The 19,683-nt window shown below is 67.9% G+C and carries 19 protein-coding genes; 13 read left to right on the plus strand and 6 right to left on the minus strand.

The window, feature by feature from the left end; all coding sequences use genetic code 11:
• The 8 genes from AB0L70_RS32875 (at position 1) to AB0L70_RS32910 (ending at position 8,900) form a co-directional block, all read left to right on the plus strand.
• Entirely contained in the window at positions 1 to 897 is an 897-nt protein-coding gene (locus AB0L70_RS32875) for a TIM barrel protein (protein WP_363690679.1), read from the plus strand.
• 78 nt (positions 898 to 975) lie between these two features.
• On the plus strand, positions 976 to 1,971 hold the full coding sequence (locus AB0L70_RS32880) for a substrate-binding domain-containing protein (protein ID WP_363690680.1): 996 nt from the start codon (positions 976 to 978) through the stop codon (positions 1,969 to 1,971).
• Between the two features lie 9 nt (positions 1,972 to 1,980).
• Positions 1,981 to 3,024 carry an ABC transporter permease gene (locus AB0L70_RS32885; protein ID WP_363690681.1) on the plus strand — a complete coding sequence of 348 codons (1,044 nt, stop codon included), beginning with the start codon at positions 1,981 to 1,983 and terminating at the stop codon, positions 3,022 to 3,024.
• Entirely contained in the window at positions 3,021 to 3,878 is an 858-nt protein-coding gene (locus AB0L70_RS32890) for an ATP-binding cassette domain-containing protein (RefSeq protein WP_363690682.1), read from the plus strand. The genes AB0L70_RS32885 and AB0L70_RS32890 overlap by 4 nt, the downstream gene beginning before the upstream one ends.
• A 107-nt stretch (positions 3,879 to 3,985) precedes the next feature.
• Positions 3,986 to 4,996 carry a Gfo/Idh/MocA family oxidoreductase gene (locus AB0L70_RS32895; RefSeq protein ID WP_363690683.1) on the plus strand — a complete coding sequence of 337 codons (1,011 nt, stop codon included), beginning with the start codon at positions 3,986 to 3,988 and terminating at the stop codon, positions 4,994 to 4,996.
• Positions 4,993 to 5,859: a sugar phosphate isomerase/epimerase gene (locus tag AB0L70_RS32900; protein ID WP_363690684.1), complete on the plus strand. Its 867-nt coding sequence runs from the start codon at positions 4,993 to 4,995 to the stop codon at positions 5,857 to 5,859. Before AB0L70_RS32895 ends, AB0L70_RS32900 begins: the two co-directional genes overlap by 4 nt.
• Positions 5,856 to 7,352 (plus strand): CoA-acylating methylmalonate-semialdehyde dehydrogenase, encoded by a 1,497-nt coding sequence (locus AB0L70_RS32905; RefSeq protein ID WP_363690685.1) that lies wholly within the window; start codon positions 5,856 to 5,858, stop codon positions 7,350 to 7,352. Before AB0L70_RS32900 ends, AB0L70_RS32905 begins: the two co-directional genes overlap by 4 nt.
• A gap of 396 nt (positions 7,353 to 7,748) precedes the next feature.
• A complete protein-coding gene (locus AB0L70_RS32910; protein ID WP_363690686.1) occupies positions 7,749 to 8,900 on the plus strand; it encodes a hypothetical protein in 1,152 nt (383 codons plus the stop codon).
• Here AB0L70_RS32910 and AB0L70_RS32915 read toward each other — a convergent pair.
• Positions 8,886 to 9,773 carry a LysR family transcriptional regulator gene (locus AB0L70_RS32915; RefSeq protein ID WP_363690687.1) on the minus strand — a complete coding sequence of 296 codons (888 nt, stop codon included), beginning with the start codon at positions 9,771 to 9,773 and terminating at the stop codon, positions 8,886 to 8,888. The two genes, AB0L70_RS32910 and AB0L70_RS32915, sit on opposite strands and share 15 nt — an antisense overlap.
• A 76-nt stretch (positions 9,774 to 9,849) precedes the next feature.
• Between AB0L70_RS32915 and AB0L70_RS32920 the strand changes: the two genes are divergently transcribed.
• Entirely contained in the window at positions 9,850 to 10,548 is a 699-nt protein-coding gene (locus AB0L70_RS32920) for a hypothetical protein (protein ID WP_363690688.1), read from the plus strand.
• A 192-nt stretch (positions 10,549 to 10,740) separates the two neighbouring features.
• Here the strand turns inward: AB0L70_RS32920 and AB0L70_RS32925 are convergent, their stop codons facing one another.
• Both AB0L70_RS32925 and AB0L70_RS32930 read right to left on the minus strand, forming a co-directional pair.
• Complete coding sequence (locus AB0L70_RS32925) at positions 10,741 to 11,742, minus strand: Gfo/Idh/MocA family oxidoreductase (RefSeq protein ID WP_363690689.1); 1,002 nt, start codon at positions 11,740 to 11,742, stop codon at positions 10,741 to 10,743.
• Positions 11,743 to 11,909: 167 nt separating this feature from the next.
• Positions 11,910 to 13,034, minus strand: coding sequence for a phytanoyl-CoA dioxygenase family protein (locus AB0L70_RS32930; protein WP_363690690.1), 1,125 nt, complete (start codon positions 13,032 to 13,034; stop codon positions 11,910 to 11,912).
• A gap of 107 nt (positions 13,035 to 13,141) precedes the next feature.
• Between AB0L70_RS32930 and AB0L70_RS32935 the strand changes: the two genes are divergently transcribed.
• Positions 13,142 to 14,167, plus strand: a complete 1,026-nt coding sequence (locus tag AB0L70_RS32935; protein WP_363690691.1) for a LacI family DNA-binding transcriptional regulator — start codon at positions 13,142 to 13,144, stop codon at positions 14,165 to 14,167.
• Here the strand turns inward: AB0L70_RS32935 and AB0L70_RS32940 are convergent.
• Positions 14,160 to 15,107: a LacI family DNA-binding transcriptional regulator gene (locus tag AB0L70_RS32940; RefSeq protein ID WP_363690692.1), complete on the minus strand. Its 948-nt coding sequence runs from the start codon at positions 15,105 to 15,107 to the stop codon at positions 14,160 to 14,162. The two genes, AB0L70_RS32935 and AB0L70_RS32940, sit on opposite strands and share 8 nt — an antisense overlap.
• A 97-nt stretch (positions 15,108 to 15,204) precedes the next feature.
• Between AB0L70_RS32940 and AB0L70_RS32945 the strand changes: the two genes are divergently transcribed.
• The 3 genes from AB0L70_RS32945 to AB0L70_RS32955 are packed head-to-tail and all read left to right on the plus strand — an operon-like array spanning position 15,205 to position 17,788.
• On the plus strand, positions 15,205 to 16,224 hold the full coding sequence (locus AB0L70_RS32945) for a Gfo/Idh/MocA family oxidoreductase (RefSeq protein ID WP_363690693.1): 1,020 nt from the start codon (positions 15,205 to 15,207) through the stop codon (positions 16,222 to 16,224).
• Positions 16,221 to 16,991 (plus strand): TIM barrel protein, encoded by a 771-nt coding sequence (locus tag AB0L70_RS32950; RefSeq protein WP_363690694.1) that lies wholly within the window; start codon positions 16,221 to 16,223, stop codon positions 16,989 to 16,991. The genes AB0L70_RS32945 and AB0L70_RS32950 overlap by 4 nt, the downstream gene beginning before the upstream one ends.
• Positions 16,992 to 17,044: 53 nt before the next feature.
• Positions 17,045 to 17,788 (plus strand): GntR family transcriptional regulator, encoded by a 744-nt coding sequence (locus AB0L70_RS32955; protein WP_363690695.1) that lies wholly within the window; start codon positions 17,045 to 17,047, stop codon positions 17,786 to 17,788.
• Between the two features lie 40 nt (positions 17,789 to 17,828).
• On the opposite strand, the gene AB0L70_RS32960 is transcribed toward AB0L70_RS32955, so the two are convergent.
• A complete protein-coding gene (locus AB0L70_RS32960; protein ID WP_363690696.1) occupies positions 17,829 to 19,115 on the minus strand; it encodes a hypothetical protein in 1,287 nt (428 codons plus the stop codon).
• 14 nt (positions 19,116 to 19,129) lie between these two features.
• The gene (locus AB0L70_RS32965; RefSeq protein WP_363690697.1) at positions 19,130 to 19,630 is read right to left on the minus strand and encodes a SigE family RNA polymerase sigma factor; all 501 of its coding nucleotides are present in this window, start codon (positions 19,628 to 19,630) and stop codon (positions 19,130 to 19,132) included.
• Positions 19,631 to 19,683 lie beyond the last annotated feature (53 nt).

A 19,683-nucleotide genomic window follows, 5' to 3' on the forward strand; every position in this document is an offset into this window, starting at 1 on the left:
ATGGGCAACGTCAACGTCGGCACCGCGCCGGACTCATGGGGCGTGTGGTTCGCCGACGACTCGCAGCAGACGCCGTGGGAGCGATTCCTCGACGAGGTCGCCGGCGCGGGCTACACCCGGATCGAACTGGGGCCGTACGGTTACCTGCCGACGGATCCGGCCCGGTTGAAGGACGAGCTCGACAAGCGCGGGCTGACCATGACGGCCGGCACGATCTTCGAGCACCTGCATCGCCCGGATTCCTGGGACTCGACCTGGCGTGATGTGTCCAAGGCGGCCGAGTTGACCGCCGCGATGGGCGCGAAGCACCTGGTCGTGATCCCCTCGATGTGGCGCGATTCGGTGACGGGAGAGGTCACCGAGGCACGGCTCGATGAGGACGGTCAGGCCAGGCACGGGGAGCAGGTCACCGAGCTCGGTCGCCGGATCGCCGAGGACTACGGACTGCTGACGCAGTACCACCCGCACGCGGACGGCCATGTGGACACACAGGAGTCGGTCGAGCGGTTCCTCGAGGTGACCGACGGCGCGTACGTGAACTTGTGCCTCGACACGGGGCACATCAGCTACTGCGGTGGCGACAACCTGAAACTGATCCAGGACCATCCGGACCGGATTGGATACGTCCATCTCAAGCAGGTCGACCCCAAGATCCTCGCCGCGGTGCAGGACGACGGAGTCGGCTTCGGTGAGGCGGTCAAACGCGGCGTCATGTGTGAGCCGCCGTACGGCATACCCGAGCTGCCGCCGGTGCTGGACGCACTGGCGGGGCTCGAGGCGGATGTGTTCGCGATCGTCGAGCAGGATCTGTATCCCTGCCCACCGGACGTCCCGCTGCCGATCGCGCAGCGGACGCTCAGCTATCTGCGGACGCACGGGGGTGGTGTATCCGTCTGACGACCAGCAGAGTATTCACTCTCTGGTCACTGGCAAGAGCGCGGTGTTACCGCGTAACACGAAAGGCTGGTTGTAGTCATGGTTCGGTGGCAGAAGAAGACGGTGGCCACGGGGGCGGCGCTCGTCCTGGTCGCGGCGCTGGCGGCATGTAGTTCGTCCGGCGGCAAGCAGGAGGAGCAGCAGGCAGCGGGTTCGGGCGGCAACGTCGCGGACACACCCCGGATGAAGGTCGCGTTCATCACGCACGCGGCGCCTGGTGACACCTTCTGGGACCTGGTCCGCAGAGGTGCCGAGGCCGCGGCGAAGAAGGACAACGTCGACCTCCAGTACTCCGGTGCGCCGGAGGGGGCCGACCAGGCCAACCTGGTGCAAACGGCGATCGACTCGAAGGTCGACGGCATCGCGGTCACGCTGGCGAAGGCCGACGCGATGCAGGCGAACGTGAAGAAGGCGGCCGACGGCGGCATTCCGGTGGTGGCGCTGAACGGTGGTATCGAAGCGTGGAAGCAGGCCGGCGCGATGGGGTACTTCGGGCAGGACGAGCGGATCGCGGGCCAGGCGGCCGGCGAGAAGCTGACGCAGCTCGGCGCGAAGAAGGCTGTCTGCGTGATCCAGGAGCAGGGGCACGTCGGCCTGGAGGCCAGGTGCCAGGGTGTGAAGGACAAGTTCCCGAACACCGAGAAGATCTACATCACCGGTACTGACATGCCGGGCAGCACCACGACCATGACGTCGAAGCTGCAGCAGGACAAGAGCGTCGACTACGTCGTGACGCTGGGGGCGCCGTTCGCTCTGGCCGCGGTTCAGGCCGCCAAGGCCGCTGGGTCGAGTGCCAAGATCGGGACCTTCGACACCAACAAGGACCTGGTGGCGGCGATCAAGGACGGCAGCGTGCAGTGGGCCGTCGACCAGCAGCCGTATCTGCAGGGTTACCTCGCGGTCGACAGCCTCTGGCTGTACAAGACCAACGGCAACACCATCGGTGGTGGCCAGGCCACACTGACCGGTCCGGCGTTCATCGACAAGGACAACGTCGCCTCGGTGGAGAAGTTCGCCGCCAACGGGACGCGCTGAGGACTCGCCATGACTACCACAGTCACGGCGCCGACATCGGTCGACGACCGGGTCTCGCAGCGTTCGTTGGGAGCCCGGCTGCTCAGCCGGCCTGAGATCGGGTCGCTGGTCGGCGCCGCGGTCATCCTCGTGTTCTTCCTGATCGTGGCCGCTCAGTTCCGCAGCACGGCCACGATCGGGACGGTCCTCTACCAGGCCGCGCTGATCGGCACGATGGCGGTGCCGGTGGCGCTGCTGATGATCGGCGGCGAGTTCGATCTGTCCGCCGGCGTGGCGGTGACCACGTCCGGGCTGTTCGCCGGGTTGTTCGCCTATCAGTTCAGCGTCAACGTCTGGGTCGGCGTCCTGGTCTCGCTGGTCGCAGCGGTGGCTGTCGGCGCCTTCAACGGGTGGCTGCTGATGAAGACCGGTCTGCCCAGCTTCCTGGTCACGCTGGGCACGTTCTTCATCCTGCAGGGCCTGAACCTCGCGATCACCCGGCTGGTGTCCGGCCAGGTCGCGTCGAACTCGATCAGCGACATGGACGGTTACGAGTCGGCGAAGTCGGTGTTCGCCTCGGAGTTCAAGATCGGCTCGGTCAACATCAAGATCCTCGTCGTCTGGTGGGTCCTGTTCGTGATCGCCGGCTCCTGGGTGCTGCTCAAGTCGAAGATCGGCAACTGGATCTTCGCCGTGGGTGGTGACGCGGCAGCGGCTCGGGCTGTCGGTGTGCCGGTCAAGCGGGTCAAGATCGGGCTCTTCATGGTGGTCGGCTTCTTCGCCTGGTTCTCCGGCATGCACCTGCTCTTCACCCAGAGCAGCGTGCAGTCGGGTGAGGGCGTCGGCAAGGAGTTCATCTACATCATCGCGGCCGTGGTCGGTGGCTGCCTGCTGACCGGCGGCTACGGGTCCGTGGTCGGATCGGCGATCGGTGCGCTGATCTTCGCCATGACCCAGCTCGGTGTCGTGTACGCCGGGTGGAACGCCGACTGGTTCAAGGCCTTCCTGGGCGTGATGTTGCTGCTGGCAACGATCGTCAACCTGGTCGTGAAGAGAAGGGCGGACGCGCGATGACTACCACCGACAGCTTCGCGGAAGAGGCCGTCAGCAGTCCGAACACGCCGGTGGTGCATCTGGAGGACGTCGGCAAGAGCTACGGCAACGTACATGCGCTGCGTGGTGTCACGCTGGCCGTCCGGCAGGGCGAGATCACCTGTGTGCTGGGCGACAACGGTGCGGGCAAGTCGACGCTGATCAAGATCATCGCCGGCCTGCACGAGCACACTGACGGGACCTTGTCGGTGAACGGTGAGGAGCGCCGGTTCAGTTCGCCGCGCGAGTCGCTGGACAGCGGGATCGCGACCGTCTACCAGGATCTGGCATTGGCTCCGCTGATGTCGGTCTGGCGGAACTTCTTCCTGGGCAACGAGATCACCAAGGCGCCGTTCGGCCGGCTGGATAGCGCCCAGATGAAGCAGATCGCCGGCGAGGAACTGACCAAGATGGGGATCTCGATTCCCAATCTGGAGCAGCCGGTCGGCATGCTGTCCGGTGGCCAGCGGCAGTGCATCGCGATCGCCCGCGCGATCTACTTCGGTGCCAAGGTGCTGATCCTGGACGAGCCGACGGCCGCGCTCGGCGTGAAGCAGTCCGGCGTGGTGCTGAAGTACGTCGTGAAGGCGCGCGACGCGGGGCTCGGCGTCGTGTTCATCACGCACAACCCGCACCACGCCTACCTGGTCGGCAACCACTTCGTGGTGCTGAAGCTGGGCCGGGTCGCGCTCGACACGCATCGGGCCGACATCACGCTGGCGCAGCTGACCAACGAGATGGCCGGTGGGTCGGAGCTCGAGGCGCTGAGCCACGAGTTGCGCGAGATCGACCCTGAAGTGGTGGCCGAACCGCACGACCGTCCGGGCGGAATCTAGGACACCCCGGTCCACGCGGGCCGGCCAGGATCATCTGGCCGGCTTGCGTGCGGCGCTAGTACAGGCATCAGCAGTGCAGACATCAGCGGTGCAGAGAGAAGGTGGAGATGCGGGACCTGAGGATCGGGATCGTCGGGGTCGGGATGATGGGCGCGGACCACGCGGAGCGAGTGGCGCACCGGATCTCCGGCGGCCACCTCGTCGCGGTGTCCGATCCGGACACCGACCGTGCGGGCGCGCTGGCCGCGTTCTTCGACGACGTACGGGCGATCAACGACCCGCTGGCGTTGATCGGTGACGCCGACGTGGACGCGGTGATCATCGCGTCACCCGGCTTCGCTCACGCCGAGCAGTTGACGGCCTGTCTGGAGCAGTCGAAACCGGTGCTCTGCGAGAAGCCGTTGACGATGGACGCGGAGTCGTCGCTAAGGATCGTCGAGGCGGAGCACAAGCTCGGCAAGCAGCTGATCCAGGTCGGCTTCATGCGCCGCTTCGACCCGGAGTACGCCGCGCTGAAACAGCTGCTCGACTCCGGTGAACTCGGCCGGACCTTGCTGCTGCACAACGTCCACCGGAACAAGACAGCCCCGCCGACGTTCCGCAGCGAGATGATCGTGCGAGACTCGATGGTCCATGAGGTCGACGTCGCGCGCTGGCTGTTCGACGACGAGATCGCGCGGATCACCGTGCACTCGCCGAAGCCGTCCGGCCTGGTGGGGGACGGCGTACAGGACCCGCAGTTCGCGGTGTTCGAGATGGCGAGCGGGGCGATGGCCGACGTCGAGGTGTTCGTGAACTGCCAGGTCGGGTACGAGGTCCGCTGTGAGGCTGTGGCCGAGCAGGGCAACGCCACCATTGGCCTGGGGGTCGACGTGCTGACCAGGCGGGCCGGACACTGGGGTGGTGCGGTGCCGGACGACTTCCGGGTCCGCTTCGGCCTGGCGTACGACCTGGAGATCCAGCGCTGGGTGAACGCGGTGGCGAAGGGCACGATCGACGGTCCGGCAGCCTGGGACGGGTACGCGGCGGCCGCCGTCTGCACGGCAGGCGTGCAGTCGTTGCAGGAGAAGCGTCCGGTGGAGGTCGAGATGGTGTCGAGGAGTGAGGTGCTCGGGTGAAGCTCAGCCTCGATCCGTACATGTTCCGCAGTACGCCGTTGCGCGAACTGCCGGCGTTGGTCGCGGAGCTCGGGTACCAGTGGATGGAGTTGTCGCCACGAGACGACTTTCTCCCGTTCTTCAACCATCCACGGGTCGGCGACGAGGGCGTTGCCGCGCTCAGGCGTGAGCTGGGTGCCACCGGCGTCGGGGTCTCGTCCGTGCTTCCGCTGTACAAGTGGTCGGGGCCGGACGAGGACGAGCGACAGGCCGCGGTCCGCTACTGGAAACGGGCGATCCGGATCACCGCGGCTCTCGGGGTCGACGTGATGAACTCCGAGTTCAACGGTCGCCCCGAGCAGGCGGCCCGGAGCGAGGCACAGTTCTGGCGCTCGATGGAGGAGCTGCTTCCGGTCTTCGAAGCCGAGGGCGTGCGGCTGGTGCTCGAGCCGCATCCGGACGACTTCGAGGAGGACGGCAAGGCGGCGGTCGACCTGATCCGCGGGATCAACCACCCGCTGGTCAGCTTCCTTTACTGCGCGCCGCACACGTTCCACATGGGCAACGACGCCCCCGGCATCATCAGTCACGCCGGCGACCTGCTGACCAACATCCATGTGGCCGACTCGTTCGACCACACCGGATCGTCCGGGTTGCGCTACATCGTCAACCCGCCCGGATCGACTGTCCGGGTGCACCAGCACCTGGACATCGGCCAGGGCGAGGTCGACTTCGACGAACTGTTCGCGAGCCTGGCCGCGGCCGGGTTCGACGGGACCATCACCACCTGTGTCTTCGCCTGGGAGGAACGGGCTCGCGAGTCGAGCACGTTCATGCGGGACAGGATCACGGAGCTACTGACCAAACAAGGGATGCGGTTGTGAGTATTCAGCGAATCACCCACCTGATCGGCGGGAGCCCGTGGACCGGGGTCTCGGAGCGCACCAGCAACGTCTACAACCCGGCGACGGGCGAGGTCACCGGTGAGCTCGACCTGGCCTCGGCCGCCACCGTCGACGAGGTGGTGAAGGTCGCCCACGAGGCGTCGCGGGCCTGGGCGCAGACGTCACTCACCAAGCGGGCCCAGGTGCTGTTCGCGTTCCGTGAGCTGGTGAACGAGCGCAAGGAGCAGATCGCCGCGCTGATCACCGCCGAGCACGGCAAGGTGCTGTCCGATGCGGTCGGCGAGGTGACGCGCGGCCTCGAGGTGATCGAGTTCGCCTGTGGCATCCCGCACCTGCTCAAGGGCGGGTTCAGCGAGGGCGTGTCGACCAAGGTGGACGTGTATTCGATCCGCCAGCCGCTCGGCGTCAGTGCGGTCATCTCGCCGTTCAACTTCCCGGCCATGGTGCCGATGTGGTTCGTCCCGATCGCTGTTGCCTGTGGCAACAGCGTGGTGATCAAGCCGTCCGAGAAGGACCCGTCGGCGGCGAACGCGATGGCCGAGCTCTGGAAGGAGGCCGGTCTGCCCGACGGCGTGGTGAACGTCGTCCACGGCGACAAGGAGGCGGTCGACCGGCTGCTCGAGCACCCGGACATCAAGTCGGTGTCGTTCGTGGGTTCGACTCCGATCGCGAAGTACGTCTACGAGAACGGCACCAAGAACGGTAAGCGCGTGCAGGCCCTCGGCGGCGCGAAGAACCACATGATCGTGCTGCCCGACGCGGATCTGGACCTGGCCGCCGACGCCGCGGTGAACGCCGGCTTCGGGTCGGCGGGTGAGCGCTGCATGGCGATCTCCGCGCTGGTCGCGGTCGAGCCGATCGCCGACGAGCTGATCAGCAAGATCAAGGACCGGATGGCGAAGCTGAGGACCGGCGACGGTACGCGCGGCTGCGACATGGGCCCGCTGGTCACGGGCGCGCACCGTGACAAGGTCGCCGGGTACGTCGCCGCCGGCGTCGAGGAAGGTGCAGAGCTCGTCGTCGACGGGCGCGACGGTGAGTTCGACGGCGCGGCCGACGGGTTCTGGCTCGGGCCGACCCTGTTCGACAAGGTGACGCCGGAGATGTCGATCTACACCGACGAGATCTTCGGCCCGGTGCTGTCCGTCATCCGGCAGGCGTCGTACGACGATGCCCTGGGGCTGGTGAACTCCAACCCGTACGGCAACGGCACCGCGATCTTCACCAACGACGGTGGTGCCGCCCGCCGGTTCCAGAACGAGGTCGAGGTCGGGATGGTCGGTATCAACGTGCCGATCCCGGTGCCGATGGCCTACTACTCATTCGGTGGCTGGAAGAACTCGTTGTTCGGCGACACCCACGCGCACGGGATGGAAGGCGTGCACTTCTTCACCCGGGGCAAGGTCGTCACCTCCCGCTGGCTCGACCCGAGCCACGGCGGGATCAACCTGGGCTTCCCGACTCACGACTGAAACAGACAGTTCGGGTGTAGCGTCGAAGGCAACCCCCGGGGCATGAGGAGTACCGCGGCGTACGAAGGGCCGGCAGGCCCGTTCGAGTTCAGCCGCCCCTCGAGCCCCGGGAGTTGTCATGTCGAAGAACAAAGGCGGACGTGAAGTCCGCAAGCCCAAGCAACCCAAGAAGCCGAAAGCCAACCCCAGCGACAACGCCATCATCCCGCCCACCAAACAGGCGCGGAAGTAGCCGTTGACCGGAGTAGGCCGGTTTCGGTAGCGTCGTCAGGGCGTAGTGGGGACGCGCCGAGACTCGCCGGAAGGCTGGAAGCCACCTCACCTACCGATTGGGTTGAGCGCGGTTCGTGACGCTCTCTTGTGGCCCGTGCGAGTCCGGGTACGAGAGGACGCGTTATGAGACTGCTGCCGGATCGCCCGAGTATCGAGTACCTGCGCAAAGAGGCCAAGGACCTTCTGGCCGTACTGCGCGAGTCCGATGCGGGCGCTTCGCTCGCCGATGCGCAGCGGGCGTTGGCTGCCGAGTACGGCGAGCGGGACTGGCCTGCACTGAAGGCCGAGGTCGAGCGACGGATCGCGGACACGCCCGCCGCGCCCGAGGGCCTGGCCGAGAAGCTGGCCGAGGTCTTCGGGCTGGGCGCGGTGAGCGAGCCCGCGAGCCCGGTGTCGTTCACACCGATGGGCCGGTGCTGGGCGATCACCACCGATCGAGGCCGCTGGCTGGCGGTGACGGTCTACGACTGGATCACCGAGGAACAGGCGGAGATCGGTGCTCGGCTCCGCGAGGCCGCGGTCGAGGCTGGAGTGGCAGCGCCGATCGCGGTGCGGAGTCCGCAGGGCCGGCTGATCGAGAGCGTGCGGGACGAGAGCTGGCGAGTGCACGAGTGGATCGAGGTGCGGCCGTCGCCCGCGTTGCCTGTATCGACTGCTCTGGCTCGTCGGGTCGGTACGACGTTCGGGATCCTGCACGGGTTGGCGATCCCGAGTGCCGCACCCATCCATCCCTATCTCACCGAACGTGGCACGGCCGCCCAGTGGAACAAGCTGCGCGGCGAAGCTCACGCTGCCGGCAAACCATGGACCGAGCGCCTCGACGCCGCGCTGCCGGGCCTGCTCGACCTGCACGCGATCGAGGCGGACGTCTCGTCCGATCAGCTCATCCTGTGCATCAGCAACCTCATCCCGTCGAATGTACGGCTGGGGCATCGAGGCGAACTGATCGTCACCGAGTGGGACTTCACCGGATCACTGACGCCCGAACTCGAGATCTGTTCGGCGCTGACGCAGTGGTTCACGCGGCCGTCGATCAACCGGAAGGGGATCGCCGCATTCCGTGAGGGCTATGCCGAGGTGCGGGAATGGCCGAAGCTCGACGTGTCGTCGTTCGGCATCGCGGTCACCGGCTGGCTCAACTGGGCCTTCAACATGATGTGCGAAGCGGTCAACGTGGACGATCCGGAGCGCGCCGTCTTCGCGGAGCGGGAAGCCGTCGGTGTCCTCGAGTACCCGATGACACGTGCGGGCCTGGAGCAACTACTCGACGTCTGAGCTGCCGGCCAGCGCCGCCGCCAGTGCGGCGCCGGCCGGCGCATCCAGGTGGCCGTGGAGGAGTTCGATTCGGTGCACGAGTCGCGGCGTGGTGACGGGAACAGCGGCGACAGGCGTCGCCGCTGAACGGGGGAGGACCGTCAGGCCGTGGCCGGCCATGACCAAGGTCAGCAGGGTCTGGAGGTCGGTGCCCGTGTAGGTGAGCGCGGGCCGGAAGGCGTCGGAGCCGGTCGCAGCGCGCAGGGTGGAAAGAGGCGCGCCGAGGTCGGGGGCGTCGATCCAGCGGGCGTCGGCCAGGTCGTTCAGCGCCAGGCCCCGGCGACCGGCCAGTGGATGATCGGTTGGGAGGGCCGCGACCAGGTCCTCGTGGGCTACGGCGCTGGTCCGGACTGGGCCGGCGTCGGACAAGCGGAGTGGATCGCTGGGCGCGGCGACGCCGTCGACCAGGCCGAGGTCGAACTCTGCCGCGGCGACGCCTTGGACGACCGCTTCGCGGCCGCAGACCGTTACCGCAACCTCGGTCCCCGGACGGGTACGGCGTACCTCTCGCAAGGCGGCGGCCAGGCGGCTGGCTGCGGCCAGCGGGGAGGCGGCGATGGTGAGGGTGCCTGGCGGGTCGGCGATCGTACGGCGGATATCGGCGCGGGCGGCGTCGAGCCGGAGGAGGATCGGGCCGGCGTGTTCGAGCAGGCGCTCGCCGGACGGCGTCGGGACCACGGGACGCCGGCGGAGGAGCGGCGTACCGAGGTCGTGTTCGAGGGCGGCGATGTGCTGGGAGACGGCGGACTGGGTGTAGCCGAGGTGGTCGGCGGCGGCGGAGAACGAGCCGTGCTCGGCGACCGCGACGAAGGTCCGCAGGAGGTGGGGATCCACGTGGATCAGTATCGCTTATCGGCAGTGCAGAGATCATCGTTGGCGCTGATACCGGGTCAGCGGTCAGGATCAGAGCATGAACGCATACTCCGGGCGCATCGCCCTGGTTGCCGACCGCTCGCCGCATGTTCGCTCACATGGCCGCGTGCCTGGTCTGCTGGACCGGCTCAAGGAACGAGACCAGTTGGACCTCGACGTCTACTGGGTACCGACCGACGAGGTCGACGGGACGCTGAAGGGATTCGACGGGATCTGGCTGCTCCCCGGAAGCCCGTACCAGTCCGAGGACGGCGCGATCGAGGCGGTCCGGATCGCCCGGGAGAACCAGATCCCGTTCCTCGGCACCTGCGCCGGGTTCCAGCACGCGATGCTCGAATACGCGCGCAACGTGGCCGGCGCGGTCGACGCGCAGAACGCCGAGAACAACCCGACGGCGGACGACCTGTTGATCGTGCCGCTGGCGTGCTCACTCGTCGGTCACGAAGGCCCGGTCGAGATCAAGCCCGGAACGCGTGCCGCCGAGATCCTCGGCGTCGAGCGGTCGATGGAGCGGTACCACTGCTCCTACGGCCTCGACAGCAGCCGGATGGGACTCCTGGAAGAGCACGGCCTGGTCTTCAGCGCGCACGACGACATCGGCGACCCCCGCATCGCGGAGCTTCCCGGCCACCCCTTCTACCTGGCCACCCTGTTTCAGCCCGAACTCTCCGGCGACGGCACCCGCCCGCACCCAGTCATCCAGGCGTTCGCCACCGCGGCGGCCACACAGAACTAGCCGCACTCGATCATGCGGTTGGTGATCGCGCGGTTGGGTTGACGTCGGGACGATCTCCGGTTGCGGGTGGCTGTCGAAGGTCCATTGGCAACCGGACATGGGGCTGTGTGGCCGGTCGCGGCGGTCGGCCACACAGCCCACAGCGCAGTCGTGGGCCAAGCACCCATCAGCCGCCTGCTCGACGGCTGAGTACTAGAGCGTGGTGGTTGGGCGGAGGGGGAGGCCGGCTGTTTGGTAGCAGGTGTCGATCAGGTGCATTGTCGCGAGCGCGTCCTCGGCGTCGGTGAGGACCGGGGCGCCGTCGCGGATTGCGGCGGTGAAGGCTTCGAGTTGGTAGGTGTACGACGACCGGGTGCCACGGTGCTCGACCCAGGTGTCTTCCTTGGTCGTCACGATCACCCGGTCGTCGTTGTGCGGCAGCACGAAGAACGGCGCGAACGCCTCACCACGGGCGCCGACGACCTTGAGGCTGAACTCCACGTTCTCGGCCGCCATGCTGGTCCGGACCGCGCCGGTCGCACTGCTCGGGAACTCGAAGTCCGCGTTCAACCACTCGTCCACGCCCGGGAGCCGCTTGCGTTCGCCGGCCCGGGCGCTGACGAGCTTCGGCGCACCACCGGCGTACGGCGCGAACATCCGCTGGGCGTGGATGGCGTAACAACCGACGTCCATCACGGCTCCACCGGCAAGCGGCAGCGACCACCGCGGGTCCTGGTCCGGCGGCGGGGGCATCACCATGGTGGCCTCGATGTGCTGCAGGTCGCCGAGCTCGCCCTTGGCCAGTAGCTCCTGCAGGCGGCGCATCACCGGGTGGTAGGCGTAGTGGAACGCCTCCATGAAGACCAATCCGGACTTCTGCACCGCGTCACGCACCTGCGTCGCCTCGGCCGCGTTGCTGGCCGACGGCTTCTCCGTCAGAACGTGCTTGCCTGCGGCAATCGCCCGCAGGTTCCACGGCCCGTGCAAGCCGTTGGGGAGCGGGTTGTAGATCGCCTCGATCTCGGGGTCGTCCAGTACGTCCTGGTACGACGCGTGCACCCGTTCGACCTGGTGTTCCGCAGCGAAGGCCTCAGCCCGTTCGGAATCCCGGGCCGCGATTGCGACCAGCCGGGCACCGGTCAGCTGGGCCGGGGCGACGATCGCCCGGTCAGCGATCCGGGCGGCACCGAGAATGCCGATCCGCAACGGTTCCATGCGATCTCCTTCGAGGGTCGGCCGTACAAGGCGGGAGTACAGCGGGCGCGTCGGTAAGCGTAGCCCGCGATCCGGACGGCGAACGTGCCATCCTGCCTGACGGGCAGGCCGGTCCGACAGCGGCTGCCCGTGATCCGGACCACGTTCACCGAGCGTTCACCCTGGGCTTAGTGGGTCTGGTGGCGGGTGGTGTTGCCGGCGAGAGCCTGCGCCAACCGGTCCGCGGGCCAGGTCTCGGCGACCGCCTGACGGACCAGGTCGGCCTGGGACTGCGGAGCCAGGCCACCGATCGGCTGATCGCGGTCGAGGTTCGTGGGAAAGGCATACCCCTCCGCGGTGGCCGCGATGACGTTGTCCAAGGCCACCGGATCGGTCAACCGCAGTAGCGAGGGATAGACCGCCTCGATCATCCGGGCCCGGTCGATGCTCTCCATCGCCCGCCCGAACGCCGACGAGATCTGCAGCAGATTCGCCATCCGCTTGATCTCCGCGGAGTGATTGGTCCCGGCCGCGTGGAACAGTGCCGGGTTGAAGAACACCGCGTCACCCTTCTCCAGCGGCAACTGCACGTGGTTCTCCTCGAAGTACGTCGCGAACGACGGCTGCCGGTACGCCAGATACCCCAGCTCGTACTTCTGCGAGTGCGGCAGGTACAGCGTCGGCCCCGACTCCACCGGCATATCGCAATGCGCCACCGCGCCCTGCAGCGTCAGTACGGACGACAACCGGTGCACATGGGCCGGGTACTGCGCCGCCACATCGTCGGACTGGAAGCCCAGGTGATAGTCCCGGTGCACCGTCTGGCCCTCGCCACCCGGATTCACCACGTTCACCTGCGACGTGACCTGGTACGCCGGTCCGAGCCACGCGGACGCAGCCAGCGCGAGCAGGTCGTTGCCGTAGTACGCCGTGAACACCTCCGGTGCGCCGATCGCCAGCTTCTCCAAGGCATTCCAGACCCGGTCGTTCGCACCCGGCTTGGCGAAGTGGTCGCCGGCCGCGGTCCCGGCCTCGTGCTGCTGTGCGATCAGCCGGTTGAACTCCGCGGTGGTTGCGTCCACCTCATCGTTGCCGAAAGCCCCTTTCAGGACGATGATCCCGGGCCCGTCGGCGAAGGCGGTGGCGAACTCCGTCTGCACCGCCCGCTGGTCAGCCCGCCGGACCTGGTCGGCGTCGTACAGCGGGACCTGTTGCTCGATCTGCTCGGCGTGCGGGTAGTCCGCGGGGTTCGTCTCCTGTTTGAGGACGGTCAGCAGGTCGTCGAGCTTGGCGTCGGCGGGGTTCAACCACATGAGGGTGGCTCCTCTCGGTCTGTTGTTCTAGCGTGGTGGCTTCCTGACGGGTTTGGAATCCCCTGAATCCACCAAAAACCCATCATTCAGCGATAAATGGGAGCGCGATGGCACGCGAGCACCGAGTACGTGACGTCGCGGTCCAAGCCGGACTCAGCGAGACGACCGTCGACCGGGTGCTGAACGGCCGGGCCGGCGTGAGCGCTCGCGCCCGGCGTCAGGTCGAGCAGGCGATCCAGGACCTCGACCGGCAGACCACGCAGATCCGCCTCGGTGGCCGCACGCTCGTGATCGACCTGGTCATGCAGGCTCCCGGCCGCTTCTCCCAAGCAGTGCGCAAGGCCCTCGAAGCGTCTCTGCCCGGCCTGCGCCCGGCGGTGCTGCGGGCGCGGTTCGACCTGAGTGAGACTGCCTCCGCGGCTGACATCACCGCGACCCTGGACAAGCTGCGGAAGCGCGGCTCGCAGGGCGTGATCCTCAAGGCGCCGGACGAACCCGAGGTGATCCAGGCCGTAGACCGCCTGGTGGCCGCCGGCATCCCGGTCGTCACCCTCGTCACCGACCTGCCAACGAGCAAGCGCTGCGCGTACGTCGGTATCGACAACCGATCCGCCGGCGCGACCGCAGCGTACTTCCTCACGCAATGGCTGGGCACTGAGGCGGGCAATGTGCTCGTCACACTGAGCCGGGGCTCGTTCCGGGGTGAGGAGGAGCGGGAGATGGGCTTCCGCTCCACGCTGCGCCGGTTGGCACCGGACCGGTCGGTCGTCGAACTGGCCGAGACGGACGGCCTCGACAGCACCATCCACGGACAGGCCCTGACCGCACTGACCGCGGACCCAGCCATCAACGCGGTCTATTCGATCGGCGGCGGCAACCAGGCGATCGTCCAGGCGTTCACCGACCTCGAGCGCACGTACCGCTGCTTCGTCGCCCATGACCTCGACGCCGACAACGCGGCGCTGCTACGAGCCGGTGCGTTGTCCGTGGTCCTGCACCACGACCTCCCGGCCGACCTCCATCACGCCTGTCAGCACCTGCTGCACGCGCACCACCTGCTCCCTGCGGTCCGTACGACGCCAAGCAGCCTGCATCCGGTCACGCCGTACAACTTGCCCACACAGCTCAGCTGACCGGCTTGGTGGTCGCGCGCACCACCAGGTCCGGTTCGGTGATGACCTCCTGTGGCGGGTCACGGTCCTCGCAGGTCGCGAGTTCGAGCGCGGCCGACGCCAGCCGGTCCGCGTTCTGCGCGATGGTCGTCAGCTGGATGTGATCCAGCCGCGCCGGCGTCGAGTCGTCGTACCCGATGATCGACAGGTCCGGGGAGCGCCGTGCATGCAGAAGCCCGATGCCGCAGGCGTCATTGAAGGCGGCAACGGCGGTGACGTCAGACGGCAGCTCGCGCGCCGCCGCAGCACCAGCGGCCTCAGTCAGGCCGCCGGGGACGACGAGTGGCTCGAGTCCGGCCCGACGCATCACGCGACGGTACGCCGTACGCCGTTCGGCCGCACCAGGCGCCCGGGCCCCGTCGACATGAGCGATCCGGGTGTGCCCGAGCGACAGCAGATGCTCCACAGCTAGACGTGATCCGGCGGCATCATCAGTACGCGCCACGTGAACGCCGCGCACCTTGCGAGCAACCGCCACCGTCGGCTGTGCTTCGGCAAGCGCAGCCAGCGCCGACGGCGGTGAGGTGGGACCAAGCAGCACGAGGGACTCGCAGCGGTAGTCCAGCAACGACTGGATGGCCACTGCCTCCCGCCGGGATCCAGTGACCGCGCTCAACGTGAGGTCGTAGCCGAGCGACTCGGCCGCCGGGTACAGCGCCTCGACCAGGTCGCCGTGGAACGTGTACCGCACGTCGAACGCCACACCGATCAAGCGGGTCCGCTGACGCCCCAGCAACCGCGCGCGATGATCAGGGCGGTACCCAAGCTCATCGCCGGCAGCGAAAACGCGTGCCCGGGTCTCGTCGCTCGCACCTGGCACCTCGCGGTAGACGATCGACACCAGTGCGCGGGAGACACCCGCGTGGGCAGCCACGTCCTCCATCGTCGGTCGGTGGTTCATCTCGGCGATTCTCCCAGGGTCTTGACCAGCACCATCAAAGCAGTGTTCGCTTGCGCTGACTAGAGCGCTCTAGTCCTTGCTGGCGAAGGGGTGGAGGATGCGCACAGACCACGGACTGCCGGTAGTGCGGCTCGGGCTGATCGGGGCCGGCCGGATCGGCACCATGCATGCGCGCAACATCGCGCGGCACGTCCCCGGTGCGGAGCTTGCGGCGGTTGCCGACGCCAGACCGGAGGCGGCGCAAAAGCTGGCGGCACGGTACGGCGCAAACCCCACTGACGTGGACAGTCTGCTCAAAGACCAGGACGTGGACGCCGTGGTGATCACGTCGATCGCGGCAGCCCACCTCGACCTGATCCAGCGCGCAGCTGCAGCGGGCAAGCCGGTTTGGTGCGAGAAGCCGGCCTCGCTGACCCTGGACGAGATCGACCAGGCGATCGCCGCAACCGAGCGGGCCGGGGTCCCCTTCCAGGTCGGCTTCAACCGGCGGTTCGCGAAGGACTTCGCCGCAGCCCGCCGGACCGTCGACAACGGCGGCATCGGTACGCCGCAGCTCATGCGCTCGACCACCCGCGACCCAGGTGGACCAGCCGGTCTGCGACCCGGCACCCCGCCGTGGACGATCTTCCGCGAGACGCTGATCCACGACTTCGACCTGCTGCTCTGGCTCAATCCCGGTGCGCGGCCCGTCGAGATCTTCGCGAAGGCGGATGCGCTCGTTGCCCCGCAGTACAAGGCGGACGGGCTGCTCGACACCGCCGTCGTACTGATCACGTTCGACAACGGCACGTTCGCGACCGCGGAGGCAAACTTCTCCGCGCTGTACGGCTACGACGTCCGCGCAGAGGTGTTCGGCAGCAAGGGCATGGTCCTGGCCGGCGGGCTACCGAACAGCCCGATGGTGCATTACGACGCGAACGGCCTGCATCAGCAGACGTTGCGCAGTGACGAGGAGATGTTCCATGACGCCTATGTGCAGGAGCTCGCGGAGTTCGTCGACGTGGTGCGCGGGAACGGCGTACCTCCGGTGACCGGGCACGATGCCCGCAACGCGTTGGAGGTTGCGCTCGCGGCTATGACGTCGTGCCAGGAGAAGCGGCCGGTGGAGCTGTCATGAGGCTCGCTGTCTGTGCGGAGATGATCTTCACCGACCTGCCGTTCGTCGAGCGGGTGGAGCGGATCCATGCCGCCGGGTTCGACGTCGAGATCTGGACGTGGATGTCCAAGGACCTGGCCGCGCTGAAGAAGACCGGTGCGACGTTCTCGTCGATGACCGGGTACGTCGGCGGCTCGCTGACCCACGAGCAGGATCGGTTGCTCGCGACCGCGGAGGAGTCGATCCACGTCGCCCTCGAGCTCGGGTGTCCACGCCTCAACCTGCACGGCACCGAGCTCGACGACCGTGGGTTGCCGGTGACACCGACGTACGACGTCACCGGGGAGATGTGGGTGAATGCCGCGCGCACGCTGGAGCGGTTGGCGAAGCTCGGCGAGCGGTACGGCGTGATGTTCGTGCTGGAGAACCTCAACCCCGTCGACCATCCCGGCGTGCCGTTCGGGAAGGCGGCCGAAGTACTCGCGCTGGTCGAGGCAGTCGATCATCCGCACCTGAAGGTGATGCTGGACCTGTACCACGCGCAGATCGGCGAGGGGAACCTGATCGCCCTGCTCCGCAAGGCGTTCCCGCACCTGGGTGAGATCCAGGTGGCCGACGTACCGACGCGCTGTGAGCCGGGGACCGGTGAGATCAATTACGCCGCGATCGCGGCCACTCTGCGCGACCTCGGGTACGACGGCACGGTCGGGCTGGAGGCGTTCGCCGCCACGGACAGCGACCTTGCGTTGCAACGGTTCCGGACGGCGTTCACAAACGCAGAGATCTGATCAAATCCGGGTCGTGGCTCGACGGAATCGGGTCGAGGCTTCAGGATGTGCCCATGAGCACCGTCCAGGTCCGCGTCGACAGGAACAGCCGTACGCCGTTGCACGTGCAGTTGGCGCAGCAACTCGAGGCGGCGATCCAGGGCGGCGAGCTGCCGGTGGGATCCCGGCTGAGCAACGAGGTGGACCTGGCGGAGGCGTACGGGCTCAGCCGGCCCACCGTCCGGCAGGCGATCGCCCGCCTGGTCGACCAGGGTCTGCTGGTGCGCAAGCGTGGCGTCGGCACGCAGGTCGTGGGCAACTCCGGCCAGGTACGGCGCTCCCTCGAGCTGACCAGCCTGTACGACGACCTGGCCGCGGCGCACCGGAAGCCGGAGACCGACGTACTGCGGTTCGGAGTCGCCCCGGCGACAGCGGAGGTCGCTACCGCGCTGCAGTGTGAGCAGGGCGACCGGGTGGTCCGGCTGGAACGACTTAGACGGGCGGACGGCGAGCCGCTGGCGCTGATGCGCAACTGGCTGCCGCCCGAGCTCCTGGAGACAGACCCGGCCACGCTGGCCGAGCGGGGTCTCTACGAACTGCTCCGGGCAGAGGGCGTGCGCCTGAAGGTGGCGCACCAGACGATCTCCGCGATCCCCGCCTCGCCCGAGCAGGCGCGCATGCTCTCCGAGGAGCCGGGCTCCCCACTGCTGGCAACGACCCGGATCACGTACGACGACCACGGGCAGCCGGTCGAATACGGCTCCCATCTGTACCGCGCCAGCCGCTACTCGTTCGAGCACACCCTCGTGCACCGCTGATCCACCCCTCAGAGGATCGCGGTGCACGAGGGCGAGACTGCTACTTGCCGGAGCCGGGGAACTTCCAGCCCGCGTTGCCGGCCATCTCGATCAGCTGGTCGGTGCTGTACGGCGCCTTTGCCCGGGTGTGCTTGACACCCTTCTGCTGCGGGCCGTTGTAGCTCGTGAGATCGATGGTGCGACCGTCCGGGTAGCTGATCGTGACGCTGTTGTGCAGGACGCCGTACTTGTCCTGGCGGGCATCGGCGTACTCCACCTCGTCCTTGGACCAGCCGACGACCGAACCGTCCTTCCGCACCTTGCAGAAGGTGGTGCCGCGCTCAGCCGTGCACTTCTTCAGCGGTTCGGCGTACCGGACCAGAACCTCGATGCGGGACGCGCCGTGGCCGTCGTTGGTCACGTACGCGGCGCCGTTGTAGCCGTTCGTTCCGCCGCCCCACGTCTCGGGCTTGGTGAGCTGCGATCCCTTCGGGAGCACGGACTTGAGCGTCTGCAGTGTCTGCTGCACCGGGACAGCAGCCTTGCCGGCCCCCGGGTCCTTCGGCTCGGGCTTGCTGGGACCGCCGGTCGGCCGCGGCTGCGCCGGCGGGAACCGCCACTGGTCGCTGTCCGCGATCACGGTCTGCTCGGCCACCGTCAGCACGGGCAGCTTCCGGGTGTGCTCGGTCTGCTTCTCCTGGACGGCGTTGAAGCTGAGCAGGCTGATTCCCCCGCCGCCCTTGCGGATGACGTTGACCCAGTTGCGCAGTACACCGCCCGGGTTGTTGTCCTTGTCGTACGTGGGGCTGTTTTCTTCGACGGTGAGTTTGGAGCCCTCCGGGCGAGCCACGCAGCTGCCTGGCGACGGGTTGTAGCAGGTTCCGTCCATGCCGGGTGCCGACAGCGCCACCGAGATCAGCGCGGCGCCCTGACCGTCGTCGACGACCACCGAGGCGCCGTTGAAGCCGGCCTCGCCCCACGTCTGCGACGACTTCACCTTCAGGCGGGCCGGCAGCAGCCTGACGAGCGTCTGCAAGGTCTCGGCCTTGGTGACCGGTTTCGCGGCCGGCGACCTGGCGGTCGAGGTGGCCGTCGTTGCGGCGGCGGTCGGAGGACCGGCCGCGGGTGACTTCTGCGCCTGGCCGCCGAACACCTGTGTGCCGGTGACCACCACGGCGGCGGTGGCCACGACGGCGGTGACGCCGGCAGCGGCCTGCAGGATCGTCCGGTGCCGGCGCTGGGCGGCTCCGCGGCGGATACCGCGCTCGACCAGGTCGGTCGACGCGGGCTCCAGGTTCTCGGTCGCCCGGCGCATCAGGCCGGGCAGGGTGTCGTTGATGTCGTTCATCGGATTCCTTCGGGTCAGAGGGTGATCAGCTGGACGGCGTCGTCGCCGAGGACGGCACGGAGACGCTCGAGCGCCCGCCACGTCCTGGTCCTGATCGCCCCGGTGTTTTTGCCGAGATCGCTCGCGACCTGCTCGACGCTGCGATCTTCGAAGAACCGCAGCACCAGCACCGCGCGATCCAGCGCGGACAGCTCGGCCATCGCCTGCTGGAGAGCCAGCCGGAGCTCGAGGTCACCGGGCCGCTCCACCCGCTCCGGCAGGTCGGCTACCGGCTGCTCGGACGAGCTGCGCCGCCGCCGCTGGGAGACGTAGGTGCGGACCAGCACGGTCTGCGCGTACGCCGCCAGGTTGTCGACGTGCTGGACCCGGCGCCAGGCGCGGTACAGCTTCGCCAGCGTGTCCTGCACGAGGTCTTCGGCCCGATGGTGCTCGCCCGCCAGCAGCCAGGCCGATCGGTACAGCTGTGGAGTGCGCGCCCTGGCGAACTCCTCGAAGTCTTCTGTGGTCCGTTGCAAGCCATCCGCCCCATCTCGGTCGCGCCACACACCGACGCCTCACCCCCTTCGAC

The sequence above is a fragment of the Kribbella sp. NPDC051952 genome, assembly GCF_040680855.1.
Classification (GTDB): domain Bacteria; phylum Actinomycetota; class Actinomycetes; order Propionibacteriales; family Kribbellaceae; genus Kribbella.